General features: G+C 27.3%; 13 protein-coding genes. 7 read left to right on the top strand and 6 right to left on the bottom strand.

Features of this window, described 5'->3' with window-relative positions; genetic code table 11:
- Window positions 1–6: 6 nt before the first annotated feature.
- Window positions 7–3,033, bottom strand: coding sequence for a C1 family peptidase (locus MRZ80_RS03065; protein ID WP_292536071.1), 3,027 nt, complete (start codon window positions 3,031–3,033; stop codon window positions 7–9).
- 160 nt (window positions 3,034–3,193) lie between these two features.
- On the bottom strand, window positions 3,194–4,111 hold the full coding sequence (locus MRZ80_RS03060) for a hypothetical protein (protein WP_292536070.1): 918 nt from the start codon (window positions 4,109–4,111) through the stop codon (window positions 3,194–3,196).
- 549 nt (window positions 4,112–4,660) lie between these two features.
- Between MRZ80_RS03060 and MRZ80_RS03055 the strand changes: the two genes are divergently transcribed.
- Window positions 4,661–4,873: a histone family protein gene (locus tag MRZ80_RS03055; protein WP_292536068.1), complete on the top strand. Its 213-nt coding sequence runs from the start codon at window positions 4,661–4,663 to the stop codon at window positions 4,871–4,873.
- A gap of 232 nt (window positions 4,874–5,105) precedes the next feature.
- Window positions 5,106–5,318 (top strand): DUF2180 family protein, encoded by a 213-nt coding sequence (locus MRZ80_RS03050; protein ID WP_292536066.1) that lies wholly within the window; start codon window positions 5,106–5,108, stop codon window positions 5,316–5,318.
- 895 nt (window positions 5,319–6,213) lie between these two features.
- Here MRZ80_RS03050 and MRZ80_RS03045 read toward each other — a convergent pair.
- Entirely contained in the window at window positions 6,214–6,627 is a 414-nt protein-coding gene (locus MRZ80_RS03045) for a pyridoxamine 5'-phosphate oxidase family protein (protein WP_292536064.1), read from the bottom strand.
- A gap of 290 nt (window positions 6,628–6,917) precedes the next feature.
- Between MRZ80_RS03045 and MRZ80_RS03040 the strand changes: the two genes are divergently transcribed.
- From MRZ80_RS03040 to nifU, 3 genes are all read left to right on the top strand, one after another.
- Window positions 6,918–8,810, top strand: a complete 1,893-nt coding sequence (locus MRZ80_RS03040) for a hypothetical protein (RefSeq protein WP_292536062.1) — start codon at window positions 6,918–6,920, stop codon at window positions 8,808–8,810.
- Between the two features lie 270 nt (window positions 8,811–9,080).
- A complete protein-coding gene (nifS, locus tag MRZ80_RS03035; RefSeq protein ID WP_342765197.1) occupies window positions 9,081–10,331 on the top strand; it encodes a cysteine desulfurase NifS in 1,251 nt (416 codons plus the stop codon).
- Between the two features lie 40 nt (window positions 10,332–10,371).
- Window positions 10,372–10,752, top strand: a complete 381-nt coding sequence (gene nifU / locus MRZ80_RS03030) for a Fe-S cluster assembly scaffold protein NifU (protein WP_292536061.1) — start codon at window positions 10,372–10,374, stop codon at window positions 10,750–10,752.
- A 652-nt stretch (window positions 10,753–11,404) separates the two neighbouring features.
- Here the strand turns inward: nifU and MRZ80_RS03025 are convergent.
- From MRZ80_RS03025 to MRZ80_RS03015, 3 genes are all read right to left on the bottom strand, one after another.
- Window positions 11,405–17,941 carry an Ig-like domain repeat protein gene (locus MRZ80_RS03025; protein ID WP_292536059.1) on the bottom strand — a complete coding sequence of 2,179 codons (6,537 nt, stop codon included), beginning with the start codon at window positions 17,939–17,941 and terminating at the stop codon, window positions 11,405–11,407.
- A gap of 507 nt (window positions 17,942–18,448) precedes the next feature.
- Window positions 18,449–18,706, bottom strand: a complete 258-nt coding sequence (locus MRZ80_RS03020) for a hypothetical protein (RefSeq protein ID WP_292536058.1) — start codon at window positions 18,704–18,706, stop codon at window positions 18,449–18,451.
- 1,046 nt (window positions 18,707–19,752) lie between these two features.
- A complete protein-coding gene (locus MRZ80_RS03015; protein WP_292536057.1) occupies window positions 19,753–23,094 on the bottom strand; it encodes a hypothetical protein in 3,342 nt (1,113 codons plus the stop codon).
- Window positions 23,095–23,436: 342 nt separating this feature from the next.
- Between MRZ80_RS03015 and MRZ80_RS03010 the strand changes: the two genes are divergently transcribed.
- Entirely contained in the window at window positions 23,437–24,090 is a 654-nt protein-coding gene (locus tag MRZ80_RS03010; RefSeq protein ID WP_292536055.1) for a restriction endonuclease subunit S, read from the top strand.
- A 17-nt stretch (window positions 24,091–24,107) separates the two neighbouring features.
- Window positions 24,108–24,637, top strand: a 530-nt coding sequence (locus MRZ80_RS03005; RefSeq protein WP_292536054.1) for a restriction endonuclease subunit S, incomplete at its 3' end; no start/stop codon positions are given.

The raw sequence follows: 24,637 nt of genomic DNA, 5'->3' as shown, positions 1-24,637 counted from the left end.
CTACTACTAATTTACAGTTTTTATTTCTTCTGTTATTCTATCTGACTGATAGTATGGTGAATCTTGAAGTATAATTGTTATATTATTGTAGTTGTTCTGCTCTGGTACTGCTACATTAACATCAATTATTCCATCTGTTGCTTCAAATTTAATTGTCTGATCTTCTATATCTTTAAGTGTTTTGCCGTCAATTTTTATTATATGACTAATTGATTCTTTAACAAGTATGATGTCATCAGGAAATGTTGAATCTCTAATTATTGCTTTTAGTGTTAATTCATTGTTTGTTGTATTTACTGTTGCATCTACTTCATCAATTTCAACTGGTGTTTTATTTACTGTGAAGTATGTTGTATCTCTTGCTGTTGGATAGTAGTTGTTGTTTGTAAATATTACAACAATTTCATGCTGTATCACTTTACCATTACTTGTTGATTTCATATTACCAATATTATATAGGTACTCTGCTTTTCCATTTTCAACTTTGACTTTCAGCTGATTTCCATTTTTATCTTTTAGTGTAATTCCATCAACTTTTATTATTATATATCCATTTACATCAACAAGTGAATTATTTGAATTTTTTGTTGTGTCCCATATATTTGCTGTTATTTTTATTGTCTGTCCCTGATTTATATTTTCAACATCTGTTGTTGCTGTAATATTTGCATAACGTTTTGCAATATCTACAACTGATACATCTGATGTACATCCATTATAGATACTACTTCCACTATATGATGCTGTTAAGTTTTTTGCATCACGTATATATATTGTTGCAACTATTGTTTTTGATATTTCACATCCTTCAACATTAAATTTCATTGGACTGCGACTTTGATTAAAGGAGTCATCATCTTTTAGTGTTATTCCATTTAATTTAAAGACCATATTTCCACCATTTACATAGTTTCCATTTTCATCAATAACTTGGGCACTAAATGTGATGTTTTCTCCTACTGTTGCATATATTTTTTTAAGTATAATATGTACATCTAGTTTTTGTGTCATGAATTTTATTGTTGTATTTGATTTTTCATATTCTGCATCACCAAGGAAGTATATACTACCTTCATATTTTCCCATTGATTTTGCTGTGTAGTTAAATGTATATCTACCATTTTTATCTGTTTTTGTTGTTGTTATGTTATCATCTATGATTAGTATTATTTTTTTATTTGCAACTATTGTATTGTTTTCATCTGTTAGTGTTCCTGTTATTTGTATTGTTTTGTTAACTTTTGCATCTTCTATTTCATCAGTTGTTAGTTTTGTAGTTTTTGGTGTATATTCAAGTTCTACTGTTTTATCTGCAATGTAATTGCTTTGTGCATAGTTATAATTTATTGTTATTGAAGGTTTGTCATATACTGTTGTATCTATTATTGTTGATGTTGAATTTACAGCTATTTCATCAAGTATTTCATCTTCATATTTTATCTGTATTTCTCCTTCATCTACTGGTTCATAGTCTGGATTTATCACATTTACTGTTATCTGTGTTTCTGTGTATTCTTCTATGTTTATCTGTGTTGTTGCTTTTTGTGAATATATTTTAAGTACTGCTATTGTGTCAGGATATGATTTATTATTTATTTTTGAAAGATTATTTGGCACAAATCTTGAATAGTATGCACTTTCAACTGGAATTCCTGTGGTTTTATCTGATTGTACTGTTAATTCAACACGTACCATATCTCCTGCTTTTGCATTTACAGGATTTATATTTATTTTCTGGTATACATAGTTTTGATCAAAGCTTCCAATTTTTATTGATTGAAGTTTGTTATTTAGGTATATTTTTGCTGTATAATTTACATTTGCTGTTATATCAAATACATATGTTCCAAATGCTTTTATTATTTCATTTTCTTCTATTTCATATTCATTTGAATAGGTTGCAATGTTATCAACTGGTATATACCAGTCTGATATTCCTGAATAGTCATAGTGGTATTGTTTGTCATATTTTTCATTGTCAAATTTGAAGGTTATTCCTCCACATTCTATCATGTTATCTATACCTGTAAGTATTGTTGTATCATAGTATGATACATAGTAGTATTCAGATGTTGTTTTTGATATTCCCCAACTATTTTTTACTATGAATGCTCCATCACCTGCTGGTTTATTTTTGAAGTTTTCACGACTGTAGTTGTCATCCCATCCTATTATTGACACTGCATGGTTTATTGATGATGTGTCATTTCTGTAGATGTTATGATTACGATCTGATACATATACTGTTGTATATACAGCTCCATATCGCATCACTGCTTTTTTTAGCTGTTCATTATCTAGTGGTCCTGAACGTATTGGTACTCCATAGATGTAATTTACTTGTATTACATTTTCTAGTTCTGATGATATGTGATTGTCTGTGTTGTATTTATCATCATCTAGTACTGGTCCTAGCCAGTTTATTAGGTATGATATTTGCATGTCATCAAATGCACCAGTATTTGGTAGTTTGTTCCACCCATTTTTTGAATATAGTGTCATTAGATTTTTCATGTTATTTACAGATAAGTCTATTGTTTTACCTGTAGCTTTTATGTAGCATGTCTCTAGTGTTGATAGTGATGCAAATGCCCAGCAGTTTCCACTTTCTATTTGATCTTTTGATGGTGTTACATATCCATAGTCTGCTGAGTTATAATGTGATGGTATTATTGGTGGTATTTGATATGATGTGTCATAGTTGTTTTCATCACTGCTTCTTTTTACTATGTATCTTTTTATAACTGAATTGTTATTTGTATATGTTATGTTTGTTTCATTTATTGTTGAAAATGGCATGTATATGTCACATGCAATGAGTGCTGTGTTTTTTGTGTATTTTGTGTTTTGTTGTGTTATATTTGCATTATATGCATATAGTGTTGTTATGTTTTGGGCTTTATTTTCTTTGAAGTTTGTATTGTTTATTTTAAGTTTTGTATATTCATTATATATTGCTCCACCATAATTTCTTGCCGTGTTATTTATGAAGTTTGAATTTTCAATTATTACTTCTTTTGGAACTTCTATCATATCATAGTATTGGGCTGTTCCATTAAATGATACAATTGATCCTCCATCTTTTGCACTATTTCCTGTGAAGTTTGTATTGTTTATATATAAATTTGAGTTATGTGCTGTTATTGCACCACCAATATCATCAATTGATGTGTTATTTTCAAATACTGAATTGTTAATATATATATATATTTGAATCTATTGCACAGATACATGATGAGAACTGTTTTACTTTATTGTTTATAAATGTTACATTATCAACAGTTAGTGTTGTATTTTCAACATATAGTAGTGATGTTGTTATTTTATTTGATATAAATTGTGTATTTCTTATTGTTGCATTTTGTGTATTGTTTAGATCTATTAGTTCTTTGAATCTTGTTAGATTTTCATGATTCATTATTAATGAGTTTTCCATTGTAAAGTTAGAATTTCTTATTCTGAAAAGTCCTGCATGGTCTCGTACATGGTTATTTATGAATGTTGAATTGTTTATTGAAATTTTATTTGTATGTTTTGTTGATTTATCATTTATTATTGCATTGCTATAGAAGGATATGTTTTGCATTATTGTATTATTTATTGTTACATTTCCATAGTTTTCTATGTATCCATATGTATTGTCTTGTGCTGTTATGTTTTCAACAACACAGTTTATTAGTGAGAAATTTCCATGATTTTTAATAAGATCATCTTTTGATCCTATTACTGTAACATTTACAAAGCTAAGACCTTTATTTTCTTTTATTTCTATTGTATTTGATACTGTTATTGTTGTTTTATCAGGACCTTGTCCTACAATTGTTGCTTTTTTGAATGGTTCTCTTTTAAATGATTCAAATTCATAGACTCCATCTTGAACAACATGTACTATTGGTGCTTTTTTAAGTTCTTCATCTGATGGATCAAAATATGAATTACTATCATCTTCTAGTTCATTGATTGTTTTTATATTTTTAAAGTCATCTTTTATATCTGAATTTATATCTTTATATTGTGGGATTACATCACTTAGTTGATCATCTTCACCTGTTATACTACTTTTATGATTATCATCTATATTTCCATTATAAGGATGTACTACTTTTTTCATCTATTTTAACATTATCATTATTTGATGCTGTTGTTATAGGAATTAATAGTAGTATGATCATAAGTAATAGAAAATATGAAACTTTTCTTTTCATAATCTAAACCCTATTTATTTTAATTTCAATTTTCTAGAAATTGTTTTATTGTATTTTTTGTAGTAGTTACTTATTTTTTTAGATAAAAAAAATTTTATATAATATTTTATATATGAGGATGTGAATATATATTTTAATATTAGGGTATTTTATCAAAATAGAATTTAATTCGATTATATACGAATTAAAGTCTTATTTAATTATATTTTAATTTTTAATAATTTATAATTAAATATTGCTAATTTTAATTGTTTATAAAAAAATATTTTCATTTAAACACAAATAATTTAAATAATACTTTAATCACCAATTAAAAAATGTAGAATCATTTATATTAATTTCTATTTGATAATTCATAGCTTTTTTATTTTAAAAACTATTAAATAATTTAATTTAAAAAAATAAAGATGAATAAGGAAATTTTAAAAATTTCAATAAAAAAAGGTGAAAAAATTATGACTGAATTACCAAAAGCAACAATGGGAAAATTACTAAAAAATGCCGGAGCAACAAGAGTAAGTGAAGGTGCTAAATTAGAACTTGCACGAGTACTTGAAGAAATAGGTGAAGATGTAGGTAAAAAAGCAGTACCATTTGCAAAACATGCTGGACGTAAAACTGTAAAAGTAGAAGATATTAAACTTGCTGTAAAAAATAGTAGAGAATAAAAAAAAAATATTATAAAATTTTCTTTTTTTATATTAAATTTTTTAGGAAAAAAATCCTAAAATTAATAGATTTTTCTCATTTAAAATAAAATATTAAACAGTTTTTTATCTTTTTTCAAAATAAACCCCACTTTTTTCTTATTTTTTATGTTATTTTTTAATTATATTACTATTAAATATCTAAAACTATTAAATACTATTAAATACATACAAACAACTGGAGGCATAAATTATGAAATGTTATGTATGTAAAAGTATGGGGAAAGACACAGAAGCAGTAGCAATATGTATAGTATGTGGTATGGGCTTATGTGAAGAACACCTTGTACATGAAGAAATTGAAATGTGGAGCGGAGGATATCCATTCCCAGCAGAAAAATTAGATGTAACACTACCAAGGATCTTATGTCAAAGATGTTATGAAGCACTTCAAGCATCAAAATAAGACTATAACATGTTAGATTTAATTTGAATGAATACAAAAAAAAATGATAGGAATATAAAAAGAGAAGATTAACATAGAAAGGAAATTTCAGATAAAATAATATTCTTCTTTTTTTATATATACTAAAATCAATAAAAAAATGTTTTTTCTAAAAAAAATGATGAGAATCTAAAATAAATTGAATTATTCTCACACCTCACCACCTGCAAACCCTTTTTTTCTATGGAAGATTTATCTAATATACTATTAATTTTTCATATAATATTTTTCTTTGAAAACTAATTCTTTTTTTTTCTTAATTATTCTATAAATTTTATATCAAATGATGTATATGATATGGTTGAAATAATAACAAAAAACTAGTAGTAAAAAAAAGAAGTATTAGTAGAAAAAACAATATCAAAAACCTCTAATAAGCTTTCCTCCTCATAAACTAAAAAAATAAAAACTAAAATGTAACATCCTAAAATATATTATTTATCTAATGTTAATTGGAGGGTGTGGGGGAAATTAAGTGAAAGGAAACATTGAAAATAACAAGTGCCAATTTTTGTGTGAAAAACAGGTAAAATATAATAATGTAATAACATCTGATGCTAATAATACTGGTAAATAAAAGGATGTCTCCTGATGGGAAGTATTACTCAAAAATAATAGTTGTGTAACTTTATTTTTTTTTTTATTTTAAAAAAGAATTAGGTGGACTATAATCCCCCTTTTTTTGGGGGGTATATAAAAAAAGTAAAAAAATTTAAAGTATAAAAATTATTATTATACTCTCTTTTTTTGGGATAATATTATATATTAATTAGGGATTTTTTTGAATTTATTTGAGTTTTTTTTATCTCTTTTTTTTTAACTAAAATATGTGGGTAACTTTTTTTTCTACATACTTTTAGTCTAGGAAGTTGTATGATTTTACTATTCCTGTATGTGTTCTTATTTCTGCTGTTGCCTTGGTTATATGAAATACTTGTGGTTGTCCTGTTTTTCCTTGTAGCATTTTTTCAAGCATTGGCATTTTTTCGAATGCTTTTTTAATTAATGTTTTATCTTCATCTTCATCAAATGCTACATGTCCATAGTATCTTAGGAATTTTCCTCCTGATTGTCCTACTACTTCTATGTTGCTGTTTTTTACCATTTGATTGTAGAAGTCTTTTTTGTTTCCTGTTACAAAATATATTTGTTCATCTTCCATCATTCTAAATCCTATTGGTCTTAGTTTTGGTTTGTTATCTTTTACTGTTGCAAAAAATAGCATTCCTGCTTCTTCCATGAAATCATATACTTCGCTTCTGCTTGACATTTTAGGCTATATCTCCTTTTGTTTTTAATTTTAGGGTGAATGTTTTATTTTTCCCCATATTTGATTATATGTTAATGTTATATAAATGATTTATTTAAATGGTGTATATTTATTGTTATGTGAAGTATTTTTTTTATTGTTGTATTTTTTTGTATATGATTTTTTATTCTTTTTTCATTGTTTTTTGTTAAATTATAAAAAACTATTAAACAAACAATTTTTAAATATATTATATATTAATAAAACATTATTTTTATGTTAAATAAATTTTGAAGGGATGGGCTTTAATCATGCAAAGATGTCGATTTTGTGGTCAGTTAAATGATGATATTACAGATCAGTGTATTTACTGTGGAGAGGATCTATATATTGAGGTAGATCATAGTGATGATTTATCAGAACGTGAGCTTAATCGTCAGTATGCTGCAAAGATTGCTGAGCAGTTACTTGAAGATGAACGTAGAAAACAACAGCAAAAACAGCCTAACTTGTTTGATGATTTGGATGATTTTGCAAAGGAATTACTTTCAATGGAAGATGGTGTTTCATTTGAAGATGATGGTGGTGTGCTTGATGATGAATATCCCACAGATGATGATGTAGGATATGTTGATGAAAAAGCATCTGCTCCTAAGCATGGTCGTCGAGTTGAAGGTGGTAGAAATCCTAAAAAGATGGCACGTGATGTATATCATGATGATGAATTTGATGATATTTATGAAGAGGATCGTATTAAAAAGCCAATGGCTAAGCGTAACATAACATCACAAAGGAAAACATCACAAAATAGCAGATCTTCTAATAATTATTATGAAAGAGATGTTGAAAACACAAGAGGTAGTGCTCAAAGACGTAGTAGTAATGATATCTACCCTGATCATAATGATGACATCTACCCTGATCATAATGATGAATTTTCAGATGAACCTGACATGCTTTATGCTGAATATAAGGAGGCTAAAAGACGTCAAAAACTCAGAAATAAAGCAGAAACTAATGACATCTACTCTGAATCTACTCCCCAACAGGATGTTGATGATGCACTCTTTGAGGAGGAAAATGAAATATACATTGAAGGTAGTGAAGAGGACATCAGTGTAGATCACAGTAGTGATGATGATTATATCTACCAGAGAGATTCTGATGAATACATTACTGATAATGAATTTATTGAAGATGAAGAGTTTATAACAGATGATCAAACATCAGATATTACAATTGATGATAATAGTAATATAATGTCTGATGAGCAAATTATGCACAGACAAGATGTTGATGAGGCTGAAGCTAATCTTAAATGTAAAATTAAGAGAAATAAGCATCTGGAAGATAGTCTTGGTATTGATATTTCAAATGTAGAACTTATACTTAAAGATACAACAGGTCCATTTAATATATTTGGTAATGTTACACTTAAAAGGTCTGCTAAGCCTAAAAATGCTGTTAAAATTACCATTAAATGCTTTAATAGAAATAAGAATGTTCTTTGTGAGGATTCATCTATCTTGCCTGTTGATCACTTGCGTGAGTTTAATGAATTTGATATAACATTTAGTGATGTTAAAATTTGTGATATTTATATTATGATTATTGTTCCAGAACTTATATCTATCACACCTGGTGATGTACGAGGACACCTAAAGGCTAATAAATTAAAGTCTCAATCAAAAGATGATGTTATTAAAGATAATATAAAATCACAACAAGATAATGGTAGTGTTAAATCTAAAGATGATAGACTTAAGGCATCATCACCTGTTGAATCAAAAACAAGAAATGGTGGTAGACAATCTAAGTCTAAACGTTCTATAAAGGATCGTCTATTTAATAATGGTAGTGGTGCAACTAAGAGTAGTGGTGGTGCTTCTGGTATTTATCTTGAACAGATGAAGGATATTGAGCGTAAAATTGGTATGAGTATTGATAATACTTCTGTTCTTATTAAGTCTTCTGATCGTCTTGAGGTTGTTGGTGAAATTCACATTGAAAATCCTGAGAAGTGTCGTGATATAAAAATTGCAACGACTTGTTATGATGAGGATAATCATATTATTGATACAAGATCATCTGTTATTAATACTAAGTTGTTTTTAGGCTTTGATACGCTTCATGTTGTAGTTAGTGATGTTGTTGTGGATGATATTAAAAGAATCAGGCTTTATCCTACCTTTTTTGATGGATAATAGCTTTTAGGTTTTCTTTTCTTTTTTTTATTTTTTTTATAGTTAAGTTTATATACTAAGACATGAAAATATAACATTGTTAATAAGTACATAACAATGTTAATTTTTTTAAAAAAACAATATAACAAGGTTAATTTTTTAGAAAGTTTATATAAAAAAAAACACCCATAACCCCCCACACATTACCCCCAATAACATCCCAAAATGAAGAAAAAAACAACACAAAATAATAACATTACAAAAAAAACATAAAAAGGAGACATAACAAAAATGAGTGAAGAAAAAATAATCTACATGGACAATTCTGCAACATCACCAATAAATCCAGAAGTACTTGATGCAATGCTACCATATCTAAAAGAAGAATATGGAAATGCATCAACACTATATACACTAGGAATACATGCAAAAAGAGCAATAAACAATGCAAGAATCCAAGTAGCAAAACTAATCAATGCACAAGACGATGAAATAACCTTCACAAGTGGAGGAACAGAATCAGACAACATGGCAATAAAATCAACAGCACTAGCACAACTTAAAACAGACAACCCAAAAAAACACATAATCACAACACAAATAGAACACCCAGCAGTACTAAATACATGTAAATACCTTGAAGAATTCGGCTTTGATATAACATACCTACCTGTAAATGAAGAAGGACTAATAAGTCTTGATGAACTAGAAAATGCAATACGTGATGATACAATACTCATATCAGTAATGCACTCAAACAATGAAATAGGAACAATCCAGCCAGTAAAACAAATCGGAGAAATAGCACACAAACACGGAATAGTATTCCACTGTGATGCAGTACAAAGTGTAGGAAAAGTACCAGTAGATGTGGAAGCACAAAACATCGACATACTATCACTCTCAGGACATAAAATCAATGGACCTAAAGGAATAGGAGCAATATACATCAAAAAAGGAGTAAAACTCGACCCATACATACACGGAGGAGGACAAGAAAACTCAAAAAGATCAGGAACAGAAAATGTAGCAGCAATAGTAGGACTAGGAAAAGCAGCACAAATTGCACAAGAAAATCTGGATGATGCAATAAAACACAACCAACAAATACGAGATGCAATAATTGAAAAAACAACAGCTAGAATAAAAGACACCTACGTAAATGGAAGTCTTGATGAAAGACTACCAAACAATGTACACCTAAGATTTTCAGGAGTAGAAGGAGAATCACTCATACTAAAACTTGCACAAAAAGGAATCTATGCAGCAACAGGATCTGCATGTTCAACACACAACCTTCAAGGATCACACGTTCTTGCAGCACTAGGAATAACACCAGCACTATCACATGGATCACTAAGACTATCAATAGGACCAGAAAACAGCATAGATGATGTAGACTACATAGTAGATGCAATAGATGAAACAGTAGGATATCTAAGAAGCATATCACCACTATGGGATAATAAAACAGATGAATACATTGGAGACAGATTTGAAAGACCAATGGATGAAGAAGACGAACACTGCTACCTAGAATAGAAAAAAAAATAAAATACAATATATATGGAGGAATAAGATTATGGATTATACACAAAAAGTAATAGACAACTATACAAACCCACAAAATACAGGAGTAATAGAAGATGCAGATGGAGAAGGAACAGTAGGAAATCCAACATGTGGAGACATCATGACCATCTATATCAAAGTAGACGATGACAACAAACTCGAAGACATCAAATTCAGCACATTTGGATGTGGAGCAGCAATAGCAACAAGCAGTATGATAACACAAATGGCAATGGGAATGGATGTAGATGAAGCATATGAAATAACAAGAAACCAAGTAGCAGACGAACTTGGAGGACTACCACCAGTAAAACTACACTGCTCAAACCTCGCTGCAGATGCACTACAAGCAGCAATAGAAGATTATCGTAAAAAAACAGCACAACAATAAAATATTTAATATATAATTATACTCTTTCTCCACCCCCTATTTATCACTTAAAATTTAGTATAAAAAGTTAAAAAAAAATGAAATGATAAATCATCATCCTAATACTATTAATGTCTTAGGAAAACTCAAATATTATAAGTTAAAGTAAAAAAAAATTTAGATTATATTTTAAAAGGAAAAAGAAGCATCTAAAAAAAAGTCAATATTTAATTTATCACATCACCTAAAATTAATATTCCCTAAAAAAGATAATATTTTAGGAAATAAAAAGAATGCACAAAAAAAATAGATCCTGGGAAAAAAGACTACTATGATGCACATAAAATAGTATTTCTTAAGAAAAAAGATATTTATTACCCAAACACACATAATAAAAAAGTTAAAAAGAATGCACATCTTTTTATTAAGGTAATAAGCCATATAAACCCCACACCTTTATTTAACTCATATTTGCTGGGAGAAAAAAAAACAATTTAAAATCACCATAACTCATCACATATATAATTAATATTTCTCCCAGCAAATGAATTACTCTCTATTTCTAATAAATAAAATTATTATACAAAATATTTTTCACTTAAAAATTCCTCATAAAAAAAGTATATATTTATATAAAAAGGGGGAGGAGAGTGGGGAATGATAAAAACTAATTTTATCCTTCTATTGTAAGTACATCAGTCATACTACATGATTCATATAACTTATTTGCACCTGCAACTACTGTTATGTTATAGTTACTGTTTTTATATTCTGTTAAGTTAAGTGTTATTTGTGCTATTCCATCTGTTATTTTCATTGGTTTTATCACTGTTTTTCCATTAAGTTTTACTGCAATATTTGTATTTCCTACTATGTTGTTTTCATTGTCATCTACTAGTTTTATAGTGATTGTTGTATTTTGTGATCTTTTTACATTTAGTGGTGATACTACTATTTTTGGTGTTGTTTTCATTACTTTTAGTGTTGCATTTTCTGTTGCTTTGTTATATTTATCTGATTCTGTTACTGCTGTTAGTGTGTAGTCTTTTGGTTGCATATTTGCTGGTATCATGTATTTAACTTCTGCAACTCCACCTATTACATCAGCATATAATGTTGTGTTATCTGTATCTTTGAGTGTTTTACCATTAAGTTTAAATACTACACGACCAGTATTAAGAGCATGACCATAACTATCATAGACGTATGCTCTGAGTGTTGCCATGTTACCATTATTTACTACTACATCTTCAACTTCAAAGTCAACATCATACTTCATAAGTGAAAGAGTTGCTGATGCATTTTGTGAATTATAAACACTGCATCCATTATATACAGCTTCTATTGTATAGTTTTTAAGTGAATAACAACTACTGTCAAATACAAGCTGTGCAACACCATTTCGAATAGCTTTAATACCAATAACTTCACCATTTAATTTAAATGTTACATTTCCATCTTCAACAATATTACCATCTTCACCAACAACAATAGAGGTAATAGTAGATGTAATACCATTATTTATAACATCAGGAAGTAAAACTTTACAGCCAAGTTTTTCAATATCAATAGTCATTGAGCTTGCTGCAATTCTGTATGTGAAGTTTGGATCATAAATATATACAGTTACATATAATTTATCTCCTTCAAGACCAGTTATTTTATAGTTAATTGATGCTGTAGCATCAGCTACTTCAACAACTCCTACATTAACACCATTAACATTAAAGATAACATTTCCTGCTGTAATATTACTACCACTTGATGGATTTGCTACATTAACAGATATATTTATTATATCAGATAATTTAGCTGTATTTATGGTGTTGCTAAATACTAAAGCTAAATATAGATATCCTTCAATATCTTTATTGTTTTGTACAAAGTTATTTACTGTATCATTAATATTTTCTTGTAGTATACATTTGTCTCCATCAAGATTTTTTGTTAATATTGTATTGTTTTCTATTCTATTTCCTACTGCTTCATTAAGTTCTATTGCAAATCCTTCAAGTTGTTGATATTTAAATATTGATGCAGTGATTATATTATTATTTGAATTGTCAATAATAATTGGTGTTGTTAAAACATTACTATAATCACTAATTTTAATGAAATTGTTGAAGTTAGAATTATTTTCAACTAGTATTGATGTTGAATTTTCTACTTGATTTGAAGTTAAAGATACTGTAATTGTGTTATTTGAAGAGTTTGATAGTTTTAGAAGTTCTGCTTTAAGAGCATTATTTATTTTAAGAGTACCGCCATTTAGATTTGTTTGAATAAGATTTTGTTTTGAATTATTAAGGTAGATTCCATTTGCATTATTTGAATTTGAAATTGTAATTGATTCATATCTTAGTATGTTTTTATCTGCATTGTTAAATAAAATTCCAATTACATCATTAAAGTTACTTATAGTATAATAACTTGCAATGGATTTTGTAGGTTCTCCAAGTATTGTATTATTGTTTCCTTCTATTTTTAGTAGTGTGATGTTTGAATTTAATTCTTTATTGCTTGTTGCTGTGTATGAATCTATTATAATGTTATTGTTGTTTCCTTCTACTGTAAATGGTGTTAGGTTTAAGGATTCAGTATTTACTATTGAAATATTTGGAATTTCTATGTTACAGTTATCTGCTTTGATAATTATTTTTGTTTTTTCTCCTTCAAATCTTATTCCTGTTATATTTGATGATTTTGCTTGTTGATCTATGATTAATGTTGAGTTTATAAGTGTTATTTGTTCTGATATTATGTTAATTGGTTTTGTTATGTTTAGTATTTTATCTTCTAAGTTTCCTGTTAGTTGTATTGTTATATTTTCTGGTATTTCACTGCGTAGATTTCCATTTTCATCAAAGAATTGAGTGTATGTTTTTTCATTTAAATATAGGTATGATTTAACTACAGGATTATTATGACGTATCATTACATTATTATTTAATTTTTCTATTGATTCATCACCTAGTCTTTCATCTGCATATAATGTATTGTTTTCTGCTCTATTTTGTTGTGATTGTTCATCTATTGTTATTGTATATGGACTTGTTGTGATAATTCTATTGTTTGTAAGTGTGGTTTTTGTTGAATTATTAAGTATTATTGGTGATTTGTTTGTATTTTTTGTTATTATAAAACTATTATTAACTAATACTGTGTTTGTATTAATAAGTTTTATTGCTGATGAATCCATACTATTTAAGTTAATATTATTATTCATTAGAGTTAAATTTTTTGAATTATTAATATAAATTACTGTTGTGTTATTGTTTGTTATTGTTGTTCGAATAGTCCATATTATTATATTTTCAGAATCTTGTATTTCCACCATATTTGATGAACCAGAATTTTCTGATTTTATATTATTACTTGAAAGGTTCAATTGTTTTGATGAATTTATTATTATTGCTGCTGTATTTTTTGCAGATAATGTGATGTTGTTGGAATTAAATTCTGTTGCAGTATTATTTTTAATATTTAATGCACATGCATAGTTTTTAGCTACAACTTCTATATTATTATAACTTGTTGAAGAACTACGTCTAGAGTTAATAGTTTTTATTTCTGGGTTTATTAGTTCTATTGCATATATTTTATCTGATATATTTGCTGTTGTATCGAGTTTTGTTGTTATGTTGTTGTAAGTCATGTTTATAGGTGTTGTATTATACATTCCAATTGACACTACTTTAATATCATTTCCTGTTATTTCTGGTGTATTTTGTGTTGTTATATTATTTTCTTTTATTGTTGCATTTGTAAATTGTGAATCTTTTATTAGTATTGTTGTTGTGTTTTTGTTGTAGTTTGATTTAATGTTATTTCCTACTATTATGAGTTTTGATATGTTTGTTATTTCTATTGCATTATTTTGTACTGTTATGTTGTTATAGGTTATGTTTGCTTCATCTGAGTTGATTATTACTGCTGGTTTGCTGTTGTTGTTTGTTATTGTTATATTTGTTAGGTTGAGTTTTGTTGAGTCGACTGTTGTTATTGTTGTGTTGATTAGTTGTGAATTTTTGTAGTTTGTTATTGTTATTGTTTTGTTATTATTTAGTATGAAGTTTTTATTTGATATTATATCTTTTATTAGGAAGTGTATGTCTCCTGTTGTTTCAATTGGTTTCATTGTTCCATCATTATTAAAGTATAATGAGTATGTATCTTCAGATATTACATAGTTGGTATATGTTGGTGTGTTTGATGTGATATTGTTTTCTTCAATTGCTTTGACTGAGTTATCTCCTACAAGAACATCTGCTAGTAGTTGATTTTTTGTTATAGTGTTATTTTTTGAATTTAGTACAATTGTGTAGTTGTTGTCTGTTTTTAGGTTTGAGTTTTCAATTGTGTTATTTTCACTGTTTATTATAATAACTGGTTGTTGGTTAGTATTTTCTATTATTACGCTATTTATTGTTAGTTTTCCTGTGTTTGTTACTGTTATTGTTATGTTTGTTGAGATGTTTTTATTTGTTTGTGTTATTTTTATTTCACGATCAACTGTAATGTTACGATTGTTTAGTGGTCCTGCAATTTCTATTTGTTGAACTTCATTAAATATTGGACGTAGTGTTCCATCATTGTTGAAGTATTTATTAAATGTTTCATCATCGATTTTTATGGATTTTGTTACAGGTGTGTTGTTTTCAACAGTATTTAATGTGAATGTTGCATTTATTGCTGCATTTCCTGTGTATGTTTTTGTTTGAAGATTGTTGTTTGTTATTGTGTTGTTTTTAGATGTTCTGGATATACTTATAGCATATATATCTTGTGTTGTTGTAATATTGTTATTTGTTATTGTATTATTATTTCCGCTGACTTCTATGATTCTGTCAAATGTGTTGTTTCTTATTATTGCATTGTTTGATTTTACTTCTAATGCTTTTGAATTTGTTCCTTTAAGATCAGTTACTGTGTTGTTTTCTATTATGTAGTTGTATGGTGCATATGCTCTTATTGTAAATGTTATGTTATCTTTGCTTGAAAGTGCATTATAGAGTGATGATCCTATAGGTGAGAGGAATGTATTGTTTGTAATTGTGAAGTTATAATTATTTCCAGTAGTGCTTGATGGTTGTGGTATTACAATTCCTTTTGATTTATTAAAGAGATTGTTTTTAATTATATTATTTGATTTATCAGCATATATGTCTAGTTGATCATTATTAGTAAATGTACATCCATCTATTACTGTTGTAACATTTTCAACATTTCCTCCTTCATAGAAGTTAGTTGAAGCTGTATTTATTGTTATTCCACTACCTGTTTTATATGTACTTCCACCATCATATCCAATATTATCACGTATTGTTGAGTTGATAATTGTCATGTTTTTATCGTTTGTCACTGTTCCCCAACGTGCATAGTTGTTTTTAAATACTGAATTAATGATTGTTGCTGTTCCATTGTTATATATACCAGCACCATAGTTTCCTGTTGATGATGATTTACGGTTTGAATCAAATATTGAGTTATTAACTACTACTGTTGCACCATTATTGTTACGTATACCTGCACCTACTCCACCATGGTTGTAGATGAAACTTACATTGTTAACTTCAAGATTTCCATAGTTATCAACAGTTGATGTATTATATAAGTTAATACTACTTCTACCAGGTGACCAGCAGTTTCTTATTGTTAAGTTTTCTAATTTAATTAGTCCATTTCCACGTGTTATGTTCATTGCCCAGTTTCCTGTACCATTAAGGTATGGCCACCAGATACGACTTGATCCCCAGTAGTATTCATCAAGATCTAGTTTTTCTTTTATTGTGTAGTTTACTTCACCATCTATTGCTGCATCTTCTAATCCTATGAATGTAATTGTAAGATCTCCTGGTATGGTAAGGTTTGTATTTCCCATTCCTTTAAATACTCCTTTAAGATAGATGTTTGATGGTGTTTTTGTCATGTTTACCATACTTATTGCTTTTGCTATTGTTTTAAATGGACTTGATTGTGATCCATCATTTGTATCAGATCCTGTATCTGCATCTACATAGTAGTTGTTTATTGTTACATCTGTTTTTGGCATTTTACTTGTTTTCGGTGTTTTTGCTGGTATTTTTTCAACTACTTCATCTATACTTGCCATGTAGTTGGTATTTTCACTGTATATTGCTGTTATTTTCACATCTTTACCATATAGTTTTTCATCGATTGTGTAGTTAACTGTTACATCACCTGTTGTATTGATTCTCTGGTAGGTTTTGTCATTAATTTTCACTGTTAGTTTTCCACGTACTACTGATTTGTCTGCTTCATTGTTTGTTTTAATGTTAATTTGTATTTTGTTATCTTCTATTTTATTTGATATTGTTGTTTTTGTTGCAGATTTTAGGAGTGATAATGTTGCATCTTCTCTTGCCTGGATAAATTTATCATTTCCACCATATACTACACTTATTTTATAGTCTTTTACTGTGAAATTATCAGGAATTGTATATGTGAGTTTTGCAACTCCATTAGCTATTTTACTATGTCCTATTGTTTTATCATTTATTTTAAATGCTACTTTTCCATTTGGTATTTCTTTATTATCTGATGTTTTAAATGTAGCAACTAGGTCAATAGTATTTCCTGCTTTTGTTGTTATATTATTTAATTGGACATTTGTATAATCCCAGAATATTTCTGATATTTTAAATCCATTTGCAAAGAGTGTTATATTTTCATGGTTTGCTGGAAGTTTTGAAATATCAATATTTACTTTGTAATTATTATCTGGTGATAATTTCATACCTGTTGTATTAATAAGGTCACTAGATGAAGTTATGTTAAGTTCATAATTTATACCAATTATATCTTTTAAATCTTCATAGCTGTATAATTTATTTAATACAAGTTTAACTTCAACATCACTATTTTTCTGATTTATAAGGCTATTTTCATCATTATTATTAATTAATAATAGAAGATTAGTCTTATTAGATCCATCAGCATAATAATTATAGTCTAATCCACGACATCCACCAAGATTACCTATATTATTTTCAAATACACAGTATTTTGTAACCATTTCAGAATCTTCAACTGGATTTAAATTTGTTATATTAGTAAATACTGTTGAAGTTGATTTTGTTGCTGTGTTATTTTTAAAATAACAGTTACTAATTGAGTTATTTCCAAGAGTGTAAGATCTAGCATAAATTGCAACACCATCAATGGAACGTGTTATTGATGTTGAAATCATATTATTTTTAAATGTAGAAAATTTAATATTAATAGTATTATCATTTGTTAATTTATAAATACATCCACCTTGAGCACTAGGATATTTAGTTGTATTACTTATTAAATTTCCAGTAAATGATGAATTATTTACAGATAGATTACCTATAGTGTAAATAACTCCACCTTGTGCTGAGGTTCCTGTAGCATATATTGAGTTATTGGTAAATTTACAATTTTCTATGCTTAAATCAGCTTGATTATATATTGCACCACCTCTTTTTACATTGAATCCATTTGTAAATGTGATGTTGTTTAGTTTTATTACTTGGTTTGTTGCATTAAATGTGAAGAATCTTGTCTTGTTTGCTGCATCAAATATTGTGTTGTCTGTATCTTCTCCATTTATTGTGATGTATTTTGAATTTGTTGTAGTTGTTGATGTTAGCTCTTGTGTAAAGTCATATTTTCCATTTTTTAGGTTGATTGTGTATTGTGTTGTATTATCACCATCTGCTTGGATGTTGTTCTATGCATTTTTTAGTGATTCATAGTCTGTTGCTGTTTGTGTTGTTTCAACTGCCTTTTTTGTTTGTTTGTTTATATTTTTAGGTGTTGATTTTATATCATCATCTAGTGTTGTATCATCTACATTGTGTGTTGTTTTAATTGAATCTGTAGCATGAACTGTAGTGTTGCCACTATCATCTACTGCTGCTGCAGATCCCATACATACAAGTAGGAGTATCATAACACCTATAAATAAAAACTTAATATTTTTATTCATAAAAAAGAACTTCTCCTTATTTGTTTATTAAATTAAATAGAAACTTAAATATTTCTTTTATTTTTTTTTAAAATTTGATATATTTAAGTTTCAACTATTCAAATAATATAAATTAATATTTAAAATTAATTGAGTAGCTATGTATTATATTTAACTAATAAAATATATAAAAATAATCACAAATTAAAACGCACCATTTAGGATATAAAACATGCCTTGAACCTATCTTTAATCACCTCCTCCATAATATACAATTAATACATGAAATAACAATAAAATAAGAATTAAAATAATAAATAATAAAAAAATAAGTGATAAAACTATAAAATAAGACTTTAAAAAAAAGTAAATAAATTTAAATAGTTAATATTATATTTTTAAATACATTCATATAAATCAAAATCAAAAAAAATACCAACTAAAAACTCCAAAATAGTAGATTAAAATAAAAATAGGTATTATTATATTAAAAAAAAGGTCTAAAAAATAAGAAAAGCACATATAACTTAAAATTTATGTGTATATAAAAAATGTGACACCTTAAAGATATAAAATTTAACAAATCAGATATGAAAAAATTTTATATCTAAAGAAGGTAATTCACATTAAAAAAGGTGTGTTTAATTATGAAATGAATTAAACAAAATTTTTTTTTATCTTTTTATAAATAAAAATGATTATCTACCAAAAAAAATAATCATTTTAATTAGAACATAAATAAACATTTAAAAAGGGCTTTAAAGTTTTAAAAAGTTCTTTAAGTATATTTTAAAAATATACAATTAATATATCTTAATTTTAAACTATATAAACTTAACTTTTAAAAATCTACTCGATTAAATACAACTTTTTTCGTATCATAAACAAATTTATACTAAATAAAAAACACTATTTAATCATTCTAATTACCATATACTATATGAAATAGGCGAGATAATAAAATTTAAAGCTATTAAATTTCATATTAAAAAAAAAGGGGGTGTATGATAATTTATATTAAAAAATAATTTCTCAATAAAAAAAAAATAAAAAGTGAGGGGGGGTGGTTATATTATTTCAAGTGGAATTTTACAATTTTTCTGTGCATAAATATTATTTTCAGATATTAATACATCCATTGTATAATTTCCACATTTCATATCTTGTGTATTTATGGTTATATTTGCTATACCATCTGTTATTGTTGTTGTAAGTTGTGTTTTATTGTTAATTTTTATTACAACTTTACTGTTACCTTCAACAGGATTGTTGTAGATGTCAAATACTTTAAAGTTTAGCGTTGTATTGCTGCCAAGTTGTGTTTCTATTTCAGCAATTGTTGATGTTTTTATTGGTGTTTTATTTACTGTAATGTTTTGTGTTGCTTCTGCTTTCTGGTATGTTTTATCATTTGTATATATTGCTGTGATATTAACATTTCCTGCAGGTTTTATCACATCAAGTGTTGTATTTAAGCATCCATCTGTTAGATTGTATTTTATTGTATTACCATCATTATCTTTTAGTGTATTTCCATTGATTTTAAGTATTATTTGTCCATCACTTACAGGTTCAACACCATCAAATACTGTTATATTTATATCTACTGGATCTTTTGTATATACTTCTGTTGGTTTTACATCTATTGTTACAATTGCTGTTTTTAGTGTTATGTGTAGTGTTGTGTTTGTTTTTATTGTTTCATATTGACTGTTTTGTATAATTACTTCAACTTTGTAGATTCCTGTTGTCATATCTTGTGTGTTAACAGATAGATTTACTACTCCACCATTTACTTTTGCTTTGTCAAGTTGTGTTTTTCCGTTGATTTTTATTGTAACTTTTGTGTTTCCATCAATGGTATTGTTGTAGATGTCATATATTGTGAAGTTTAGTGTCATATTTTCTCCACGTTTTATTGTAATTTCTGGTATTTCTGGTATTATGATTGGTGTTTTATTTACTGTAATATTTTCTGTTGTAGTTGTTTTATTGTAGAGTTTGTCATTTGAATATATTACTGTTATATTACCTGCTCCTACTTTTTTGGTTGTATTTAGTTGTGCATTAACACATCCATTTACTACAGCATATTTTATTGTTTTTCCATTTGCATCTTTTATTGTACATCCATTGATTTTAAAGATTACATATCCACCATTTACAGGTTTCATATCTTCAACTATTGTTATATTTACATCAAGTGGCTGTTTTGAATATACACTAGTTTGTGTGTTTATTGTTATTGTTGCATTTCTTAGTTGTATGTTTAGTGTTGTGTTTGTTTGTGTTATTGTTTTGTTGTTTATTTTTATTACTATCTTGGTTGTTCCTGTTATTTGGTTGTTGTTTGTATCATGTAGTGTATAGTTTAGTGTTAGGTTTTGTTGGTGTTTTATTGTTATGTTATTGTCCATGTCATCTTTTATTTGTGCTTTTGTTATGTTAAATTCTATGTTTTTTGTATGTCTTTTATTATCACTGAGTATGTGTATTATGTTTAGTGTGTATTTGCCTGGCTTTAGGTTCTCTGGTAGTTTGTATTTTAGTTGTGCTATTGTATTTGTGGGCTTTGTTTTTATTGTGTTTCCATTTTCATCTTTTAGTGTGCATCCACCTATTTTATAGATTACATATCCCTGATCTGTGTTGTGTATTGTTTCTACATCTAGTATGTCCATGTATTGTGGTGTATTTACATCTACTGTATATATTGCTGGTCCTTCTGTTGTATTTGTGCCTAGTTTTGTGTTTGGTTTTATATATACATCTATTGTTATTGTATTATTGTTATGTTCATATCCAGCATATTTTATATCAACAGGTATGTGTCCATGTTGTGTGAATGTATAGTTGCATTTTGCCATCATATCTGGTGTGTAGTATGTGGTAATTGTATCATTTGCTATATTAAATAATACACATGTGGTGTTATCTGTACTTTCACCCCTGTAGTATGTCATGTAGGAGTCATTTATAATTATAGGGGCTGTTAGTGTTATGTCTGTTTGATTTGTTATTATTGTATATTTTATGGTGGTGTTTGTTAGATTAAATTCTCCACATTCTTCAATATAAAATGGTGTATTTGTATTATCTGTAATATTTGAGTTATCTATAGATATTATACTTGATGAATATATGCTATATAATATTGCACCTAGTGTTGCATTATTATCTGTGAAATTTGATGTTGTAATATTACATGTTGCATCATTATTAAAGATAACACCACCAAGATCTGATATAACATCACTACTGTTATATTCATATGCAATGTTACTACTAAAACTACAACCATTAATATCAAGGTGTCCATTACGATTATAGACTACTCCACCACAAAGAGCACTACATTGTATGTATATTGTATTAGATGATGTTATAAATCCATAATTATTATAAATTGCACCACCAAAACCATTATAATATCTATAATAGTATGCATTACTATTTTCTATAATTGAGTTATATATCTCAAATACATCCTCATTATAAATAGCACCACCATCCTCAGCATGAGAACTTATGATATTTGAATTATTAACAATTAAACTACCATAACTATTATAAATACTACCACCACAATAAGCAGCACTATTATCTGAGAAATTACAACTGTTTATATCTAATGTGTCATAACTACTAAAAACACCACCATAACCTGCATAAATATCAACAGGATCATCATACACACAAGCACAATTAGATCTAAAAGATGAATTTGAAACATTCAAGGTACCATAATTTGAACAAACACCACCATCACCATATGCCATATTAGATGTGAAGTATGAATTTGTGATAGTAGCATGTGAATCATAATGATTATAGAGTACTCCACCAGATGAAGCTGCCGTGTTATCTGTGAAATTACAATTAATAATTGTAACATTACCATAATTAATAATAACACCACCACAACCCTCAACAATAAAACCATCAGCATAAGAGTCCTCTACAATAGCTGAGTTATTAATAAAAGATGAATTACAGATACATAAACTACCATAATTTATGATAAGACCACCACGAGATGTAGAATTTACTAGATTAATACCTGAAATATTAACACATGAGTTTTCATCAACATATAAAAACCTGGAATTATTACCAGTACCTGTTATATTTTGACCATTACCATCAAATGAATAATTAACACCACCACTACAATTAATAGTACTATTTGAGATATTATAACATCCAGAATCTAATTTATAAGATCTGTGAACTTGAGTGTTACCTTTAACATCATTAACACTATCACATAATTCATCAAAACTATTAACTACAATATTATCATTATTACCGTTTGTAATGCTCTCATTTGTTATATTATTATCAGCTGCATAAAGACACGACAACGACACAAGACAAATAAGCGTAAAAATCCAAATAAACTTACGCATAAAACTATAAACCTCCATTTTCCATTAATAAGTGTGAAAAAACACTACATTATAGTTAGTTAATATTAAAACTAAATACATATAATAAACCCATAATAAATAGGAAAAACAAAACCATCAAAAAGAAAAACAAGAAAATAAGAAAAAATATGAACAAAAAATTACAAAAAAATGAAAAATAAGCAGAAGAAATAGGTTATAAGTAGGTATTATGTGGAAAATTAGAAAAAATACCCCCAAAAATCATAAAAAATTAAGAAAATAATAACACAAAATTTAATTCTAAATATCTAAATAGCAATAAAAATATAAATAAATAATAAGAAAACTTAAGGGAACAAGATGGTAATGAAAAATAACACACTAGATGGATACATCAAAACAAGTGAAATAGGCGAAAAACAAGTAGAACATATAGATGAACCAATACAAAAACAGGGAAAAACACCAGAAATAAGATATCCAGAATACACAGAAGAATGGCAGAAATATAAAATTAAAGATATTGCTAATAATTTTGATAAACAACGAGTACCTATTACTGCTAATCTTCGTATTTCAGGTTCTACTCCTTATTATGGTGCTAATGGTATTCAAGATCATGTTGAAGGATTTACTCATGATGGAGAATTTGTTTTAGTTGCAGAAGATGGAGCTAGTGATCTTATAAATTACCCAGTTCAATATGTTAAAGGTAAAATTTGGGTTAATAATCATGCACATGTATTACAAGGAAAATCAGAAATATGTAATACTAACTTTTTATCATTTTGTATTAATCAAGCAGAAATAAGACCATATTTAGTAGGTGGAGGAAGAAGTAAACTTAATGCAGAAGTAATGATGGGAATTAATTTAAATATACCATCACTACCTGAACAACAACAAATAGGTGAATTCTTCAAGAAAATAGATCAACAAATTCAATTAAATCAAAATAAATTAGAAGATATGAAACAGATGAAAAAAGGATTAATGCAGAGGATGTTTGTATGAATACACTTGATAAATATATGAAAGAGCAATCAGTATCAAATCAGAGTATGAAAGATAGTGGTATTGAATGGATTGGTAAAATACCTATTGATTGGAATATTAAGAAGTTAAAAAGATGTATTATTGAAATTAATGAAAAAAATAATCCAGTTAAAATGACTAATGTTTTATCTTTAACAAAAGATAAAGGTGTTATTCCTTATGAAAATAAAGGAAATCAGGGGAATAAATCAAAAGAGGATTTAACACAATATAAAATAGCCTATAAAGATACAATAATTGCAAATAGTATGAATGTAATAATAGGTTCTGTTGGAATATCTAATTATAATGGATGTGTAAGTCCTGCCTATTATGTGTTTAAATCAAATGAAGAAAATGATTTAAGATTTATCAATTATATTTTTCAAACAGAATCATTTCAAAAACAATTAAGACGATATGCAAATGGAATACTGGAAATACGCTTAAGAATATCATTTGAAAATTTACTATCACAACAAATACCAACTCCTTCCCTTAATGAACAAAGAAAAATAGCAGACTT

It is taken from the genome of Methanosphaera sp. (assembly GCF_022768985.1).
Taxonomy (GTDB): Archaea; Methanobacteriota; Methanobacteria; order Methanobacteriales; family Methanobacteriaceae; genus Methanosphaera.
The sequence above is the reverse complement of the archived record's forward strand: the minus strand, read 5'-3'. Positions and strand labels throughout refer to the sequence as shown.

Coding starts and splice junctions, on each gene's coding strand:
- MRZ80_RS03065 (WP_292536071.1), bottom strand. CDS start 3,033: ATGATAGAAGTTCCAAAAGAAGTAATAATTGAAAATTCAAACTTCATA.
- MRZ80_RS03060 (WP_292536070.1), bottom strand. CDS start 4,111: ATGAAAAAAGTAGTACATCCTTATAATGGAAATATAGATGATAATCAT.
- MRZ80_RS03055 (WP_292536068.1), top strand. CDS start 4,661: ATGACTGAATTACCAAAAGCAACAATGGGAAAATTACTAAAAAATGCC.
- MRZ80_RS03050 (WP_292536066.1), top strand. CDS start 5,106: ATGAAATGTTATGTATGTAAAAGTATGGGGAAAGACACAGAAGCAGTA.
- MRZ80_RS03045 (WP_292536064.1), bottom strand. CDS start 6,627: ATGTCAAGCAGAAGCGAAGTATATGATTTCATGGAAGAAGCAGGAATG.
- MRZ80_RS03040 (WP_292536062.1), top strand. CDS start 6,918: ATGCAAAGATGTCGATTTTGTGGTCAGTTAAATGATGATATTACAGAT.
- nifS (WP_342765197.1), top strand. CDS start 9,081: ATGAGTGAAGAAAAAATAATCTACATGGACAATTCTGCAACATCACCA.
- nifU (WP_292536061.1), top strand. CDS start 10,372: ATGGATTATACACAAAAAGTAATAGACAACTATACAAACCCACAAAAT.
- MRZ80_RS03025 (WP_292536059.1), bottom strand. CDS start 17,941: ATGATTTCAACATCAATAACACGTTCCATTGATGGTGTTGCAATTTAT.
- MRZ80_RS03020 (WP_292536058.1), bottom strand. CDS start 18,706: ATGAATAAAAATATTAAGTTTTTATTTATAGGTGTTATGATACTCCTA.
- MRZ80_RS03015 (WP_292536057.1), bottom strand. CDS start 23,094: ATGCGTAAGTTTATTTGGATTTTTACGCTTATTTGTCTTGTGTCGTTG.
- MRZ80_RS03010 (WP_292536055.1), top strand. CDS start 23,437: ATGGTAATGAAAAATAACACACTAGATGGATACATCAAAACAAGTGAA.